This window comes from Dolomitihabitans soli (assembly GCF_022213955.1).
In the GTDB taxonomy this organism is placed as follows: Bacteria; Actinomycetota; Actinomycetes; order Streptosporangiales; family Streptosporangiaceae; genus Streptosporangium_A; species Streptosporangium_A soli.
Genome location: NZ_JAKNTW010000045.1, coordinates 1 through 14418, shown reverse-complemented (window position 1 = coordinate 14418; position 14418 = coordinate 1). Strand labels below are relative to the sequence as shown.

Here is a 14418-nt window from a genome sequence, read left to right as displayed (position 1 = left end):
AGCTAGTACGCTCCTTCTCCGCCTGTCACAGCGGACCAGGTCTTCCAGAGGATCTGGAGGTCGAGGACGAGCGACCAGTTCTCGACATAGCGCAGGTCGAGCCGTACCGACTCCTCCCAACTCAGATCGGACCGGCCGCTCACTTGCCACAGTCCGGTCATACCAGGCTTGACCACCAAGCGGCGGCGCACATCTTCGCCGTACTGTCTGACCTCTTCGGGCAGCGGCGGGCGCGGGCCGACGAGCGACATCTCACCGCGCATCACGTTGAGCAGTTGTGGCAGCTCATCGAGGGAGTACCGGCGCAGGAACGCGCCAACGCGGGTGATCCGGGGGTCCTTCCGCATTTTGAACAGCACGCCGTCGAACTCGTTGTTCTCCAGCAGTTCGATCTTGAGCCGCTCGGCGTCATTCACCATCGTGCGAAATTTCAGGACCTGGAACTCGACGCCGCCCTTGCCCACCCTCGCCTGCCTGAACAGCGCAGGTCCCGGGCTGGTGCTCCTGATGATCGCCGCGATCACCAGCATGGGCGGCGCGAGCGCGAGCAGGACCAGCCCGCCGACCACCCGGTCGAAGAGCACCTTCACGAACTGCTTCGCACCGTTGAACTCGGGATGCTCGACATGGAGCAGCGGCATCCCCGCCACCGGCCGGATGCTGATCCGCGGTCCCGCCACGTCCAGCAGCGCGGGCGCGACGAACAGGTCGGTCCTGCCCTCCTCCAGACTCCAGGCGAGGCGCCGCAGCGCCGTGCCGTCGAGCTCGGGACAGGCCAGGATCGCCACCGAGTCGGCCTGCACCTTGGCCACGGCCAGGGCCACCTCGCCGAAGTCGCCGAGCACCTCGATCCCGTCGATGTCCATCCCCCGTCCCTCCGGCACGCAGGCGGCGACGACCTGCATCCCGTGGTGGGGCTGGCGCCGGAATTGCAGCACCAGATCGAGGACCGCCTCACGATGGCCCACCGCGACCATCTGACGGACGTATTCACCTTGTTGGCGCAACCTGTGCAAGCGTTTACGCAGCCGATATCTGAAGAACAACGTCAGAAGCAGGGCCAGCGGAAACATCGCCATGACAAAACTTCTGGCGATGGTCGTCTGCGTGGCATAAGCACCGATCGCCACAGCAGCAGTCAGCCCTAAACCTCCGTTGAACACCACCCGGAATTCTTCCGTGCCCTCCCCGTGGACCCGCTTGCGGTAGGCGCCCCCCAGCGCCATCGCCGCCGGCCACGCGAGTGCGAGAACAAGTCCGAGCAGTGCCTCTGACCCTGGGATGTACGCACCGAACCAGAGTCGTGTCCCGATAACCGTTTCGCAGGCGATCACCGCACACGCGAGATCTCCCGCCAGCAGGTTCCGCACATAGGAGCGTGTCCAGATGCTCGGAGCCGTGCGTGAAACACCATCGAGGAGCGCTACAGCGGGCTCCTCAATCCCCACCCTCATTCCACTCCCACCCCTGCTGAATTTAGTTAGCAGAAACGAGACGCGCATTGCGCCCCGGCGGTTGACACATTTCCCTCATGTATCAAGAGCGGCGGGTACCCACGGGAAAGCCTAAAGATCGGCTGTCTTGAGGGGAATAAGGCACGCTGTCCACATTCGGCCTAAATGCAAGACAGGTGGGCACTTGACGGAACGGTCCAAATGGTGTTGCCGTGGACCCCGTGACTCTACGCATCGAACGCTCCGGCCCGGTCACGACGGTGATCCTCGACCGTCCCGACGTGCGCAACGCCGTGGACGGACCGACGGCCGCCTCGCTCGCCGCCGCCTTCCGTGCCTTCGACGCCGACCCGGCCGCCTCGGTCGCCGTCCTCTGGGGAGCCGGCGGCACCTTCTGCTCCGGGGCCGACCTGCACGCCATCGGCACCCCCCGGGCCAACCGGACCGATCCGGCGGGCGACGGCCCGATGGGGCCCACCCGCCTGCGCCTCGGCAAACCCGTCATCGCCGCCGTCGAGGGCTACGCGGTCGCGGGCGGGCTCGAACTCTCCCTCTGGTGCGATCTCCGCGTCGCCGCCGAGGACGCGACCTTCGGAGTCTTCTGCCGCCGCTGGGGCGTGCCGCTGATCGACGGCGGGACGGTACGGCTGCCGCGCCTCATCGGAGCGGGCCGGGCGATGGACCTCATCCTCACCGGCCGCCCCGTCGGAGCCGCCGAAGCCCTGGACATCGGCCTCGTCAACCGAGTCGTCCCGCCCGGCACCGCCCGCGCCGCCGCCGAGGAACTCGCCGCCACCCTGAGCGCGCTCCCCCAGACCTGCCTCCGAAACGACCGGCTCTCGGCCCTGGAACAGGAGGGACTGGACGAAGAGGAGGCCCTCGCCACCGAGTACCGGCACGGCACCGCCTCACTCCGCGCGAACGTCCTCGACGGCGTCACCCGCTTCCGCGACGGAGCCGGCCGCCACGGCCGGTGAACCACCATCCCCGGCCAAGGCGACGACGCACGGCAGACCAACGAGAAGGTCGCCACAGACCGACTCGATCCGACAGGCTTGCGTTGACATCGAATATTGCGGATACTTCGAATAGGAGGTTGATGACCATGACTCCCACAGCACATGTCGGATCTGTGCCGCCGGGCGCCGTGGACCCCGAGAAGGCGGCGCGAGCTCTCCGACGCATCAACGACTACCTTGCGCACAGCCCGAGCGTCGGCGATGAGTTCGAGGTCCTCGTCGAAGGTGGCGGCGAACAGGCGTTGGTGCTGCCACGCCAGGCGGTCGAGATGTTCACGTACATCCTCGGCGCGATGTCCCGGGGGCAAGGAGTTCAGGTCTATCCGCTCAACGCCGAGCTCACGACCCAGCAGGCGGCCGACCTGCTCAACGTCTCCCGCCCTTATCTCATCGGCCTGCTCGAACGCGGCGAGATCGACTTCCGCCTTGTCGGCCGCCACCGGAGAGTCCGGTTCGACGCCGTGATGGACTACAGGCGTCAGGACGACCTGAGGCGAAGGGGCGTGGTGGACGAGCTGTCCCAGCTCGGCCAGGACCTCGGCGACGACTGACCATGACGCCGATCGTGGTCTACGACGCATGCGCACTGTACGGAAACACCGTACGCGACCTGCTCATCCGAGTCGGCCGCGCACGGCTCGTACAGCCCAGATGGACACATCAGATCCTCGACGAACTCGACCGCGCACTGGCCAAGCGCCCCGCCGCGACAGAGGCCAAACGCAAACGTCTGCGAGCTCTCATGCTCCAAGCGGTAGCCGACTGTCTCATCGTGGACTTCGAGCCTCTGATCGAAGGTCTCAAGCTGCCCGACGCCGATGACCGGCACGTTCTGGCCGCCGCGATCAAGGGCGGAGCGGAAGTCATCGTCACATCGAATCTCGTGGACTTTCCCGCCGACGTGCTTGGCCCCTGGGGCATCGTCGCCAAGTCTCCCGACGAGTTTCTCCTCGACCTCGTCGATGTCGCAGACAGGGTCGTCTTCTCCTGCGTGCAGCAAATCGTCGACCAGCGGGTCAACCCGCCGGAAACTCTCGACGAAGTGCTGAAACAGCTGGAGCGAAGCGGGTTGGTGGAGACCGCGGCGGCATTGCGTTTCGATTGACGACGTGGACGCTCGCCATGCCGTGAACCTAGTCGTATTCGAGGTCGGGCAGGGGGGACGGGGGGTCGGGGCTGCGCCAGACGACGGTGTAGCCGTCGCGGGGGGTGGCCGTGGCGGAGGCGAGGCGGTCGAGGTCGAAGTCGGGGAGGTAGCGGAGCCTGGTGAGGAAGGAGGCGTCGGTGGCGGACTTCGGCACGACACATCCCTGGCCGTCACGATCGAGTAGGACATAGAGGACATCAGCCGCCGTGTCACCTTCGACACGCACTTCGACGACGTCCTCCCACGCGAGAGCCTCGACACTGCCGTCCGCGTAGTGGCGGGTCACGCCCTCTTCGGTGACGTACACGTAGGTGTCCGGCACTGAGTTGCCGTGCATGGGCGCGATTCTGACGACTCCAGGGTGCCGCGTGCAAGTGAACGGGCTAAGAGGTGCCCCATGAGTGATCTAGATGGGACATGACGGCGACCCGGGCGGCGTCGGGCGGGCCGGTCTCGATGGCGTCGAGGAGGTCTCGGTGCTCGGCGACGAGGACGTCCCTGTCCTCGTACACGTTGCGGAGCCGTACCAGGCCGAGGCGGGTTTCGGCGGCCAGGGAGGTGTAGAGGCGTTCGAGGCGCGGGCTGCCGACGGCGACGACCAGCGCCTGGTGCAGTGCCATGTGCTCGGCGACGACCTGCGACCAGGGTGAGTCGCCGGGCAGGGCGGCCAAGCGGGTCAGCGCCTCGTCGGCGGCGGCGACCCGGTGGCCGGCGAGCGCGGTGGCCATCAGGTCCTCCAGGGGACGGCGGACGAACATGAGGTCGGCCAGGTCGGCGGGGCTCACCTCGGGGACGTAGGCGCTGCGGTTGCGCTCGCGCCGCAGGAGTCCCTCGTGGACGAGAGCGGCGAGCGCCTCGCGGACGGTCGGCCTGGCCACGCCGTACGAGAGGGCGAGTTCCTGTTCGGGCAGGGCGGTGCCCGGGGCGAGCTCGCCCGAGAGCACACGGTCGCGCAGGGCGTCGGTCAGGGCGGTCACCGCGGAGACGGGACGCAGGGGAATGCTCACACCGACGATTCTGCCGCCTGCCGCCGGACCGCGCCGCCGGGAAGGGCGACCACGACCAGGCTCGCGCCGAGCAGGACGAGCCCGGCGAGCGAGGTGACGACCAGCCGTTCGCCGAGGACGAGCACGCCCAGCAGGGTCGCGACGGCCGGTTCGGCGAGGGCGAGGGTGGCGGCGACGGTCACGGGGGTGGTCCGGAGGCCCCTGCCGTACAGGAAGTAGGACAGGGCGGTGGTGGCGCAGCCGAGATAGACGGCGGCGATCAGGCCGCCGGGGGTGGCGAGCCAGGCGGTGTCGGTCAGCAGCAGGATCGGCAGCATGATGAGGGCCGAGCCGCCGAACATGGCACCCATGACGGCACCCGAGGGAACGCCCGTGCGGATCACCCGGGAGGCGATGACGGCGTAGAGGGCGTACAGCAGACCGGCCAGGAGGGCGAGGGCGATCCCGGCCGTGACCTGGCTGCCGGCCTGGGTGCCGGCCTGGCTGCCCGTCTGGGTGCCGCCGCCGACGACCAGTGCGACGCAGCCGGCGATGGCGGTGGCGGTGGCGGCCGTCCAGCGCGGGGTGGGGCGGGTGCCGTCGAACAGCCAGGTGAGCAGGCCGGTGAAGACGGGGCCGCTGCCGATGGCGACGACGGTGCCGATCGCCACGCCGGTCCGGGTGATCGAGGCGAAGAAGGCCAGCTGGAAGCCCACCACGGCGAGCGTGGCGAGCAGGATGAGACCGCGTGAGGGCACGCGCAGGATCGCGGTCCCGGCGGCCAGCGCGAGGACCGCGCCGCCGATCACCAGACGGGCGGCGGTGAGGGAGACGAGGGAGACCTGGGAGTCGATGGCGAGTACGCCCGCCGTACCGGAGGTTCCCCACAGCGCGGCGGCTCCGACCACGGCGAGCGGTCCGTTTTGCTTCACAAGTGCCGATTGTCTGACAACCAGACAGTCGCTGTCCAATTGATATACGAGGACCGCCCGGCACCCACTCCAGGTGCCTTCACCCGGGTACGGCACCGCCCGCCGGATCAGCCGAGGATCCGGCGCTCGATCACTTGGGAACCGGCACCCGCCGCGTCGTCGCCAGAGCCGTGGCCACGCAGTGCGCACAGAAATCGCCCGTACGGCCGGCCGCGCACGTGCAGTAGCACCGGAGGGAGTCGTCCACGATCGTGAACTCCACGTGCGCCGCGCAGTCGTCCACCTCAGCGGTCACCACCTGGGGAGCGAAACGGACAAGCTGCACCGCACCCGCCGCCTCCAACTCGCCCCCGCGGGCACGCACCGCCGGGGCCACCTGGGCTACCTGTGTTTCGGCCAGTTCCGCGACTCGTCTCACGGCCGCCTCCCCCTGTCGCCTTTACCAATGACAGACGTGCCCGGAGTGCACAAGGTTCCGCCGTTACCGCATGGCTACACAATGGAGACATGGCGCCCAGTGAACGTCCCGTTCCCGCCCGAGCAGATCACTTGAGGACGCGGGCGCGGATCAGGGTCTCCACCGCGGCCGCCGAGACGGGTGATCGGCGTCGCGACCATCCGGCTTGGAACGTTCCCGGCCGGTCGCCGCCGAGCCGCAGAAGTTTTCCGTCAAGACCGGTCACGACGGCGCCTGCGGACGGATACGGCTCCTTCTCGCCGCCGTGCAGGTAGACGAGTTGACCGAACCCTTGACCGCGACCTGGCACCCTCAAGGCCCCAGGCGTCCCGGCGGCACCATGGGCTGACTTCGGCAAATTGTGCCCCTAGTGGCACGTGCCATCCGTTGCTAGTGTTTCGCCACTATTAACGTGCACCACCCGGAATGTGAGGGTCTCGTTATGGGCCGCCAACATTCAATTCGGGGAAAGATCGCTGCATTACTCCTCGTTCCCATCGTATCTCTGGTGGCGATCTGGGCCTACGCCGCGACCTCCACCGTCAGCAGCGGCCAGGAGTTGCTGCGGATCGGCTCGGTGTTCGACGAGGTCATCGTCCCCGCCAGAACAGTGACCACCACCCTGCAGCAGGAGCGGCTCGGCTCCTCCGCCTACGTGGGCCAGGACGCCAACGACCGCGGCGAACTCGACAAGATGCGGGCCGCCACCGACCGCGCGCGGAGCGCCCTTGAGCGGCGGGCGCTGGCCGACGGCGTCAGCGCCGACACCCCGCCGATCCTCCGCCAGCGCGTCGGCGAACTGCTGGTCCACCTGGAGCGCCTCGCCGACATCCGGGTCAGGGTCGACACCCGCAACTTCACCCGCCTGCAGATCCTGGAGGCGTACAACGCGATCGTCGACTCCGCGTTCCGCGTCTTCGACAAGATGCGGGTCTCCGCCGACATCGACCTGATCGACCAGGCCCGCGCGATCACCCTGATGGGCCACAGCCGCGAGCAGCTCAGCCGCCAGGCCGCACTGCTGAACGGCGTGCTGACCTCAAAGAAGATCACCGGCGAGGAGCTCACCGAGTTCACCAGACTGGTGAACAACCGCCGGATGCTGTACGCCATGGCCTTCGAGCAGCTCGACACCGGGCTCCGCGCGCCGTACCTGGAGCTGCAGACCTCCCCGGCCTTCCGCGAGTTCCAGGAGATCGAGGGAACGGTCATGGCGGTGCGGGCGGGCCGTCCGCTGCCCGCCGAGGCGTCCTCCTGGGCGAAGAGCGCCCGATCGCTGTCGGACACCTTCGACCGGGTCGGGGGCGAGATCAGCAAGGTGAGCGCCGACCGCGCGGCCCCGCTCGCCGTCAACGTGCTGATCGAGATCATCGCCGCGGCCGGTCTGGGCCTGCTGGCCATCGCATTGTCGATCTTCCTGTCCGTGCGGTTCGTCAGGCGGATCGGCGTGGAGCTCGGCGGGCTGCAGGAGGCCGCGCTGAACCTGGCGCACAAGCGGCTGCCGGACGTGGTCGACCGGCTCCGGCGCGGCGAGCGCGTCGACGTCGCCGAGGAGATGCCCCGGCTGGCGGCCGGCACGACCGTGGAGATCGCCAGCGTCGGCGAAGCGTTCGTCTCCGTCCAGCGCACCGCCATCCAGGCCGCGGTCGGGCAGGCCGAGCTGCGCAAGGGCGTCGGCAAGGTCTTCCTGAACCTGGCCCGCCGCAGCCAGTCGCTGCTGCACCGCCAGCTCGCCATGCTGGAGACCATGGAACGTCGCGCCACCGACGCCGAGACGCTGGACGACCTGTTCGCCCTCGACCACATGACCACCCGCATGCGCCGCCACTCCGAGGGCCTGATCATCCTGTCCGGTGCGCAACCCGGCCGCGGCTGGCGCAATCCGGTGACCATTTTCGACATCATCAGGGCGTCGACCGAGGAGATCGAGGACTATCTTCGTGTGTCCATCGACATCCACTCGGGCCCGGCGCTGGTCGGCACCGCGGTGACCGACGTGGTCCACCTGATCGCCGAACTGGTCGAGAACGCCACCATCTTCTCCCCGCCGCAGACCCAGGTCCACGTCCGCGGCGAGATCGTCGCACGCGGCTACGCCCTGGAGGTCGAGGACCGCGGCCTCGGCATGGGCCCCGCCGAGTACGCCGCGATCAACCACCGGCTGACCCATCCGCCGGAGTTCGACCTCGCCGACAGCGACCGCCTCGGCCTCTTCGTGGTCGGCAGGCTGGCCGCGCGACAGGGCATCCACGTCTCGCTCCGCCCTTCCCCGTACGGCGGGACCACCGCGATCCTGCTCATCCCCGGCGAACTGGTGGTGCAGGCGCCCGAACTGCCCAACCCGATGTTCACGCCCGCCACGTCCACCTTCTCGGTCGAGCGGGTGCCACCCGTCCCGCCCGCCGCCGCACCGCCCCCTCCGCCCGCCGCCACCCCACCGGCCGACCTCCCCCGGCGCGTACGGCAGGCGAACCTGGTCCCGCAACTTCGTGAACCGGTGGAGGCACGCCGAGAACGCCCGCGGGTGGAAGAACCGGTCACCGAGGAGCCCGTCTCGGCGACCCTGCTGGCATCGTTCAGGTCCGGCTGGCGCAGGGCCGAGGAGGGCCATCGGCCATGACCGACCGCTGGCTCGACCAGGACGCGGGCCCGATCGTCAGGCCGTACACGATGACGCGCGGCCGTACCCGTCCCACGGGTGCCGACTTCGATCTCATCGCCATCGTGACCGCCGTCCCCGGCGAGATCTCCGACGGGCTCGCTCCCGAGCACGTGCGGGTGCTCGGGACCTGCCAGGCGCCCGTCTCGGTGGCCGAGATCGCCTCGGACACGCGCCTGGCCGTGGCCGTGGTCAGGGTGCTGCTCGGCGATCTGCGCGACCGCGGCCTGGTGTCCTTACGCCCGCCGGCGACCGTGGCGAGGCTGCCGCAGGAGCACCTCCTCCGCGAGGTGCTCCAAGGGCTTCAGGCGCTGTGAGACCCGGCGGCGAGAAACGGGAACGGCGTGCCGCGACCCGGTCAGGGGATGTCGTGCGGCGAGGATGCCCACGCGACGATTGAATCTCCCTCCGCGGCGATTCCCTCCGGGGCGATTCCCGGAGGGCATGACCGGAGGTCAGTTGCCGCTGGTCACCGGCTCCCGCTGCTCGGCGCTCATCTGCCGGGGGGTGTCGAGGACCACGTCGGAGAAGATGTCGACGACCATGGCGATCACCCCGCCCACCGCGATGACGCCGGCGCCGACCCAGACGACGAGCCACTGCGGGCCCATGGTCAGGCCCACTCCGCTGACGGTGAAGCCCGCCAGAATGACGATCACCGCGAGCCAGGAGGACGGACGGCCTCCGTGTCCCTTCCCTGCCATGCTGTTGCCCCTTCCTCGTCGAACGGTCCCTCGCGAGACACCTGACCCCGCATATCGGATATACCGGATGCCCTCGTCGCCCGCTCCACCGGCCCTTGGCTGAGGGCCCCTGACATAGAGTGGGAGAACGATCCGCCCTCCAACGATAGAGGTCGAATGTTCGGCCGCAAGCCTCTCGAAGAACGCATCGCCGACCGCCAGGCGAAGCTGCCGCCGCCCGAGGAGGGCAAGCACTTCGAGCACGGCCCCGCGAAGTTCCTGTTCGTCTCCCTGCTCGTCATTCTGGTGCTCGCCCACTTCATCGGCCTGTTCATCCTGATGGGCCTGGGGCTGCACTGATCGCGCCGGTCATCCTGATGGGCCTTGGGCCGCACTGATCGCGTCAGGAAAGGGCCTGCATGACCGGGTTGAAGAGTCGGGTCGCGTCGCAGGGCAGCGGCTTGCCGCACTCCATCACGACGGTGGAGAAGCGGTTGACCAGGCCGTGATCGGCCGCCCAGGCGATCAGGGCCGGGTGGCGATGGTCGAGTTCCAGCCGCACCGGGCCGTCCACCGCGGCGGACAGGTCGCTGATCAGCGCCAGCGCGGTGGCCGTGTCCTGGGCGATCACCGGGCCGATGACCGCCTCGTCGATGTTGCGCCAGGCGGCCCCGTAACCGGCGATGCCGTCGGCTCCGTCGGCCACCCAGATCTCCTCGGCGAAGTCGGGCAGCCTGGTCAGCAACTCGGTACGCGGAGCGCCGAAGACCTCGGCGTCCAGGGCGAAGATCTCGGACAGGTCGGACGCCGTCGCGGGGCGGGAACCGTCCACCGGCTCCCGACGGAGTTGCCCGCTGTAGGTCGTGCACCGGCTGATCCCGCGAAAGCCCAGCCGCTCGTACAGCGTGCGGCCGTACTCCGTGGCCGTCAGGCAGATGGTCGCCGTCCCCGCGCGTTCCATGGCGTGGCTCATCAGCCGGCCGCCCAGGCCGCGCCGCTCGAAGCGCTTGGCCACGAGCATCATGCTGATCGCGGCCACCTCGTCGCCGTACGGCGTGCAGATCACCGTGCCCGCCAGGCCACCGTCCGGATCGTCGATCCCGTAGACGTCACCGATCTCGAAGAGCAACCGCCACTTGTGCTCTTCGGGACGCCACTCGCGTTCCACGGCCAGCCGCAGGCACGCCGCCAGGTCCCCTGTATCAAGCCGCCGCACCGGCAATTCGCGCATAAGGCACAAGTATCTCAATTACCCCGACAAGCTGTCGAACCGTTTTCCGGCCCTCCCACTCCGGTGAACCGGGCGAACTCCGCCGCCCGCCGCGCTGCGACAACGGTCACGCGTGCCTTCCGGGCCGGTCCGCGGCGGCGAGCTGGGCCGCGCGGGTGGTGAGGTGGTCCCGCTCGGGAGCACTGGTCGTACGGCTCGCCGCGACGCGGTAGTCGTCGATGGCCGCCTGCCGGTCGCCGGCCATCTCCCGCAGGTGGGCCCGGGCGGTGTAGAAGCGGTGATGACCGGCCAGGCGGCCGTCGGCGTCGAGAGCCTTGAGCATGTCGAGGCCGGCCGCGGGACCGTGCACCATCGCGGCGGCGACGGCGCGGTTGAGCGAGACCATCGGATTGTCGGACATGCGCTCCAGCAGGCCGTACAGGGCGAGGATCTGCGGCCAGTCGGTCTCCTCGGCCGTCGCCGACTCGTCGTGGACCGCGGCGATGGCCGCCTGGAGCTGGTAGGGGCCGACCGCGCCGGCGGCCAGGGCGGCGGTGATGAGGGCGACCCCCTCGGTGATGGCCTTGCCGTCCCACAGACCGCGGTCCTGGTCGGCCAGCGGGATCGGGGCGCCGCCGGGGCCGGTCCGGGCGGGGCGGCGGGCGTCGGTGAGGAGCATCAGCGCGAGCAGGCCGGCCACCTCGCTCTCGCCGGGGAGCAGGTCGTGGAGCATCCTGGCCAGGCGGATCGCCTCGTGGGACAGCTCCACGCGTTGCAGGTCGGGCCCGGTGCTGCTGGCGTAGCCCTCGTTGAAGACGAGGTACAGCACGTGCAGCACGGAACCGAGCCGCCGCGCCCGTTCCTCGGCAGCCGGCATGCTGAACGGGATTCCGGACGCCTTGATGCGCTGCTTGGCCCGGCTGATCCGCTGCGCCATCGTCGCCTCGGGCACCATGAACGCCTTGGCGATCTCGGCGGTGGTCAGACCGCCCACGGACCGCAGGGTGAGGGCGATCGCCGAGGCGGGGGTCAGGGCGGGATGGCAGCAGAGGAACAGCATGATCAGCGTGTCGTCGCGGCCTGACTCGGCGGCGACGTCCGCGGGCGGCGCGGCCCGCCGATCCTGCGGGGCCTGCGTGGCCACCAGGTCCTCCCGCCTGCGCCGCGCCTGCTCGTTGCGGAGTTGCTCGGTCATCCTGCGGTACGCGACCTGGATGAGCCAGCCGCGCGGGTTGCCGGGCACGCCCTCCACCGGCCACTGGGCCGACGCGTCGAGCAGCGATTCCTGGACCGCGTCCTCGGCGGCGTCGAAGTCTCCGAAGCGCCGGGTGAGCACGCCGACGACCTGCGGCGCGAGTTCGCGCAGCAGGTCGTCGACGGACGCTCCGGCGGTCACAACTCCTCGGCCGGTCCCGACATCACCTGGCGTACCTCGATCGGCATGTTCAACGGCTCGCCGCCGGGCCCGGGCGCGGTCGAGGCGTACGCGGCGATGTCGACCGCCCGCTCCGGGCTCTCGCAGTCGACGATCCAGTAGCCGACCAGGAACTCCTTCGTCTCGGGAAACGGACCGTCCGTGACGACGGCGGCTCCGCCGTCCCCGGCCCGCACGATCTTGGCCTGGTCCGGCATCGCCAGCCCCTGCGCCTCGACGAGTTCCCCGGCGTCGACCAGCTTCTGGTTCATCCCGCCCATGAACTCGATGTGCGCCTTGACGTCCTCCGCGGGCCAGGTGTCCATCGGCGGGAGGGCGCTCTGCGGGCCGAACTGCATCAGCAGCATGTACTTCATGTCGTGGCTCCTTGTTTCCCGGGTGCTCTCACTTGTAGGTCGAAGCACGCCGCCACGTTCTCGACATCCTCACGAGACTTTTGGAGATCACCCGTCGAGCGGAGCCCGCAGCACACGGTCGAGCTGCGCCTGAGTCTCGACGGGGTCGAAACCGGGCAGCGCCACGCGCATCAGCTCATGGGTCTGCCGCTCGGCGTCGCCCTGTGCCTCCTGGACCGCCGACAGCACCTCCGCGGCCAGCGTCCGGCTGTCCAGACGCAGGGCCCTGGGTTCGAACGTCACCGCGAGGACCTTGCCGTCGGCCGCCGCGGTCGCCTTGACGTGACCGGACTCCCCGGCCCCGACGCCGACGATCTCATCGACCTCGTCCTTCGCCGTCTCGATCCACGCCAGCATCTCCGCCGCCTGGTCCGCGGACCGCTCCAGGTCTTCGTCGCGGATGTCGCCTGGCTCCATGCGCGAGCCGTACATTTCCTGCCTCCTGGCTAGTAGAGCTGACGAGCCACTTCCTCGACGCGCTCGCGGACGAAGGTCTCGTCCGGCGGTTCCGGCATCGCGGCGGTGAGGGCCAGAACCTCACTCATGATCTCTTGTGACTGACGCTCCGCCTGCTGCTGGGCCGCCTGAATCGCCGCCGTCACCTCCTGACCGAGAGTCGTGCTGTCGAGCCGCATGATACGAGGATTGAAGTGGATCTTCTTGATGCCGCCTTGGCCATCGGACGCGACCTTCACGAGGCCGTCGGCGCCTTCGCCGTCTCCGACGACCCGCAGGATCCTGGCCTGGGCTTCCTCCAGCTTGAGCATGATCTTCTGGGCCTGTTCGAGAGTCCGCTCCAGATGCTGGAGCTCCACTCCTGACATGTCCTGACTCCCCTGGGTGGAATTCGACCGAGTCGTCCAGTCTAGGCAGGCCCCGGACAGACGGAACGCAACATGCGAATCCACAGACCCGCGCTAGAGTCAATAGCCATGACATCCGGCTTTGAAATGTCTTCGGATGTTATGTCCGAAAACGCCACACGGGTGCGGGCAAACGGCGAAGACTACGCAGCAGCCATGCAACGGCTGAGCGAACGCGGAGCCGGCGGCGGCGCGTGGGGCGACGATGGCCTCCTAGGCCTGTTCACCAGCGCGTACGCCGAGTGCACCAGGATGGGGGTCGAGGCCCTCACTGGCTTGGCCGACACGATCGGCACGACCGGCGACAGCCTGAACACCGTGGCCAGCCGCAGCCGCGCGGCCGAGGAAGTCAGCCTGGGCGACACCGGAAAGCTGCACGGCGAAGCATGGGGGTGACACTGCCGCCCGACCTCAAGGCGGTGCTCGACCTGCTCGGCATCCCGTGGCCGAACATCGACGAGGACGAGATCAGGAAGGACGCGGCCGCGTGGCGAACCGTGCTCGCGGGCACGGACCCGGCCGGGGCAGCGGCCGATTCGGCGCTACAGGTGACGCAGCAGACCTACAAGGGCGGCTCCGCGACCGCCCTCGCCGAGCACTGGGAGCAGACGGGTGCCAACGGCGGACACCTGTCCCAGGCTGCCAACGCGGCCAAGTTCGCCCCGGTCGTGCTCGACGGCACCGCCACGGTGGTGACGGCTACCAAGGTCGCAGTGGCCACGTGGGCGGCGGTCACCACGGTGCGGGTCAGCCAGGCGCTTCTCACGGGCGGCCCGCTCGGCGTCGGCGCGGCGTCGGCGACGATGCTCTCCGCCCGCTACGCGATGGGGAAGATCCTGCGCGAGGCGAGCGAGGGAACCGGCCGGGTGATCGCCCCCGCCCTCGGCCGCCGGACCACCGAGCCGTTCGAGCGCATCCTGCGGAACCTGCGTTCTCCCGGCGGCGGGAGTCCGGCACTCGCCGGAGCCGGAGCCGGACCCGGCATCCCGTTCCGAGCGGGCGGCGGTGGCAGCATCTCGGACACCTCGAGGATCTTGTTTGCGTGGGGCACGAAGGACAACACCGGGAAGTTTCATGGCGACATTCCCGACACCACCATCGGCACGACGGCTGCTGAGAGGAGACGGCTGGCCAAGGAACTCCGCGACAGTATCAAGACAAGGGAGGAGGAGGACGCG

Annotated in this window: 20 protein-coding genes; 8 read left to right on the top strand and 12 right to left on the bottom strand. The window is 69.2% G+C overall.

All coding sequences use genetic code 11. The features are described 5' to 3' along the window. Positions 1 to 2 precede the first annotated feature (2 nt). The gene (locus MBA17_RS46210) at positions 3 to 1454 is read right to left on the bottom strand and encodes a sugar transferase (RefSeq protein ID WP_238505251.1); all 1452 of its coding nucleotides are present in this window, start codon (positions 1452 to 1454) and stop codon (positions 3 to 5) included. Positions 1455 to 1666: 212 nt separating this feature from the next. Here MBA17_RS46210 and MBA17_RS46205 point away from each other — a divergent pair, with 212 nt between their 5' ends. The 3 genes from MBA17_RS46205 to MBA17_RS46195 all read left to right on the top strand — a co-directional run bounded on the left by MBA17_RS46205 (position 1667) and on the right by MBA17_RS46195 (position 3578). Continuing rightward, positions 1667 to 2431 carry a crotonase/enoyl-CoA hydratase family protein gene (locus MBA17_RS46205; RefSeq protein WP_238505163.1) on the top strand — a complete coding sequence of 255 codons (765 nt, stop codon included), beginning with the start codon at positions 1667 to 1669 and terminating at the stop codon, positions 2429 to 2431. A 128-nt stretch (positions 2432 to 2559) separates the two neighbouring features. Then, the gene (locus tag MBA17_RS46200) at positions 2560 to 3024 is read left to right on the top strand and encodes an excisionase family DNA-binding protein (RefSeq protein WP_238505161.1); all 465 of its coding nucleotides are present in this window, start codon (positions 2560 to 2562) and stop codon (positions 3022 to 3024) included. A 2-nt stretch (positions 3025 to 3026) separates the two neighbouring features. Then, positions 3027 to 3578: a PIN domain-containing protein gene (locus tag MBA17_RS46195; protein ID WP_238505160.1), complete on the top strand. Its 552-nt coding sequence runs from the start codon at positions 3027 to 3029 to the stop codon at positions 3576 to 3578. Between the two features lie 28 nt (positions 3579 to 3606). On the opposite strand, the gene MBA17_RS46190 is transcribed toward MBA17_RS46195, so the two are convergent. From MBA17_RS46190 to MBA17_RS46170, 5 genes are all read right to left on the bottom strand, one after another. Next, positions 3607 to 3957 carry a hypothetical protein gene (locus tag MBA17_RS46190; protein WP_238505159.1) on the bottom strand — a complete coding sequence of 117 codons (351 nt, stop codon included), beginning with the start codon at positions 3955 to 3957 and terminating at the stop codon, positions 3607 to 3609. Positions 3958 to 4003: 46 nt separating this feature from the next. Then, positions 4004 to 4627: a GntR family transcriptional regulator gene (locus MBA17_RS46185; protein ID WP_238505157.1), complete on the bottom strand. Its 624-nt coding sequence runs from the start codon at positions 4625 to 4627 to the stop codon at positions 4004 to 4006. Further along, positions 4624 to 5538, bottom strand: a complete 915-nt coding sequence (locus MBA17_RS46180; RefSeq protein ID WP_238505155.1) for an EamA family transporter — start codon at positions 5536 to 5538, stop codon at positions 4624 to 4626. The genes MBA17_RS46185 and MBA17_RS46180 overlap by 4 nt, the downstream gene beginning before the upstream one ends. A gap of 130 nt (positions 5539 to 5668) precedes the next feature. Next, positions 5669 to 5956, bottom strand: a complete 288-nt coding sequence (locus MBA17_RS46175; protein WP_238505144.1) for a hypothetical protein — start codon at positions 5954 to 5956, stop codon at positions 5669 to 5671. 127 nt (positions 5957 to 6083) lie between these two features. After that, a complete protein-coding gene (locus tag MBA17_RS46170; protein ID WP_238505143.1) occupies positions 6084 to 6311 on the bottom strand; it encodes a hypothetical protein in 228 nt (75 codons plus the stop codon). Positions 6312 to 6503: 192 nt separating this feature from the next. On the opposite strand from MBA17_RS46170, the gene MBA17_RS46165 reads away from it, so the two are divergent. Beyond that, positions 6504 to 8615 (top strand): sensor histidine kinase, encoded by a 2112-nt coding sequence (locus MBA17_RS46165; protein ID WP_238505141.1) that lies wholly within the window; start codon positions 6504 to 6506, stop codon positions 8613 to 8615. Continuing rightward, entirely contained in the window at positions 8612 to 8971 is a 360-nt protein-coding gene (locus MBA17_RS46160; RefSeq protein ID WP_238505137.1) for a DUF742 domain-containing protein, read from the top strand. Before MBA17_RS46165 ends, MBA17_RS46160 begins: the two co-directional genes overlap by 4 nt. Positions 8972 to 9109: 138 nt before the next feature. Here the strand turns inward: MBA17_RS46160 and MBA17_RS46155 are convergent, their stop codons facing one another. Continuing rightward, positions 9110 to 9358: an HGxxPAAW family protein gene (locus MBA17_RS46155; RefSeq protein WP_238505135.1), complete on the bottom strand. Its 249-nt coding sequence runs from the start codon at positions 9356 to 9358 to the stop codon at positions 9110 to 9112. 156 nt (positions 9359 to 9514) lie between these two features. Here MBA17_RS46155 and MBA17_RS46150 point away from each other — a divergent pair, with 156 nt between their 5' ends. Further along, positions 9515 to 9697 carry a hypothetical protein gene (locus MBA17_RS46150; RefSeq protein WP_238505133.1) on the top strand — a complete coding sequence of 61 codons (183 nt, stop codon included), beginning with the start codon at positions 9515 to 9517 and terminating at the stop codon, positions 9695 to 9697. A gap of 43 nt (positions 9698 to 9740) precedes the next feature. On the opposite strand, the gene MBA17_RS46145 is transcribed toward MBA17_RS46150, so the two are convergent. The 5 genes from MBA17_RS46145 to MBA17_RS46125 form a co-directional block, all read right to left on the bottom strand. Beyond that, entirely contained in the window at positions 9741 to 10568 is an 828-nt protein-coding gene (locus MBA17_RS46145; RefSeq protein ID WP_238505132.1) for a GNAT family N-acetyltransferase, read from the bottom strand. A gap of 106 nt (positions 10569 to 10674) precedes the next feature. Then, positions 10675 to 11943, bottom strand: coding sequence for an RNA polymerase sigma factor (locus MBA17_RS46140; RefSeq protein ID WP_238505130.1), 1269 nt, complete (start codon positions 11941 to 11943; stop codon positions 10675 to 10677). Beyond that, entirely contained in the window at positions 11940 to 12338 is a 399-nt protein-coding gene (locus tag MBA17_RS46135; RefSeq protein ID WP_238505128.1) for a YciI family protein, read from the bottom strand. The genes MBA17_RS46140 and MBA17_RS46135 overlap by 4 nt, the downstream gene beginning before the upstream one ends. Before the next feature lie 87 nt (positions 12339 to 12425). Beyond that, the gene (locus MBA17_RS46130) at positions 12426 to 12809 is read right to left on the bottom strand and encodes a YbaB/EbfC family nucleoid-associated protein (protein WP_238505125.1); all 384 of its coding nucleotides are present in this window, start codon (positions 12807 to 12809) and stop codon (positions 12426 to 12428) included. A gap of 14 nt (positions 12810 to 12823) precedes the next feature. Continuing rightward, positions 12824 to 13192, bottom strand: a complete 369-nt coding sequence (locus MBA17_RS46125) for a YbaB/EbfC family nucleoid-associated protein (RefSeq protein WP_238505124.1) — start codon at positions 13190 to 13192, stop codon at positions 12824 to 12826. A gap of 117 nt (positions 13193 to 13309) precedes the next feature. Here MBA17_RS46125 and MBA17_RS46120 point away from each other — a divergent pair, with 117 nt between their 5' ends. Beyond that, complete coding sequence (locus MBA17_RS46120; protein WP_238505123.1) at positions 13310 to 13636, top strand: hypothetical protein; 327 nt, start codon at positions 13310 to 13312, stop codon at positions 13634 to 13636. Beyond that, positions 13627 to 14418, top strand: a 792-nt coding sequence (locus tag MBA17_RS46115) for a WXG100-like domain-containing protein (protein WP_238505118.1), incomplete at its 3' end; no start/stop codon positions are given. The genes MBA17_RS46120 and MBA17_RS46115, both read left to right, overlap by 10 nt.

Coding starts and splice junctions, on each gene's coding strand:
- MBA17_RS46145 (WP_238505132.1), bottom strand. CDS start 10,568: ATGCGCGAATTGCCGGTGCGGCGGCTTGATACAGGGGACCTGGCGGCG.
- MBA17_RS46150 (WP_238505133.1), top strand. CDS start 9,515: ATGTTCGGCCGCAAGCCTCTCGAAGAACGCATCGCCGACCGCCAGGCG.
- MBA17_RS46120 (WP_238505123.1), top strand. CDS start 13,310: ATGACATCCGGCTTTGAAATGTCTTCGGATGTTATGTCCGAAAACGCC.
- MBA17_RS46160 (WP_238505137.1), top strand. CDS start 8,612: ATGACCGACCGCTGGCTCGACCAGGACGCGGGCCCGATCGTCAGGCCG.
- MBA17_RS46190 (WP_238505159.1), bottom strand. CDS start 3,957: ATGCACGGCAACTCAGTGCCGGACACCTACGTGTACGTCACCGAAGAG.
- MBA17_RS46135 (WP_238505128.1), bottom strand. CDS start 12,338: ATGAAGTACATGCTGCTGATGCAGTTCGGCCCGCAGAGCGCCCTCCCG.
- MBA17_RS46210 (WP_238505251.1), bottom strand. CDS start 1,454: ATGAGGGTGGGGATTGAGGAGCCCGCTGTAGCGCTCCTCGATGGTGTT.
- MBA17_RS46155 (WP_238505135.1), bottom strand. CDS start 9,358: ATGGCAGGGAAGGGACACGGAGGCCGTCCGTCCTCCTGGCTCGCGGTG.
- MBA17_RS46195 (WP_238505160.1), top strand. CDS start 3,027: ATGACGCCGATCGTGGTCTACGACGCATGCGCACTGTACGGAAACACC.
- MBA17_RS46200 (WP_238505161.1), top strand. CDS start 2,560: ATGACTCCCACAGCACATGTCGGATCTGTGCCGCCGGGCGCCGTGGAC.
- MBA17_RS46130 (WP_238505125.1), bottom strand. CDS start 12,809: ATGTACGGCTCGCGCATGGAGCCAGGCGACATCCGCGACGAAGACCTG.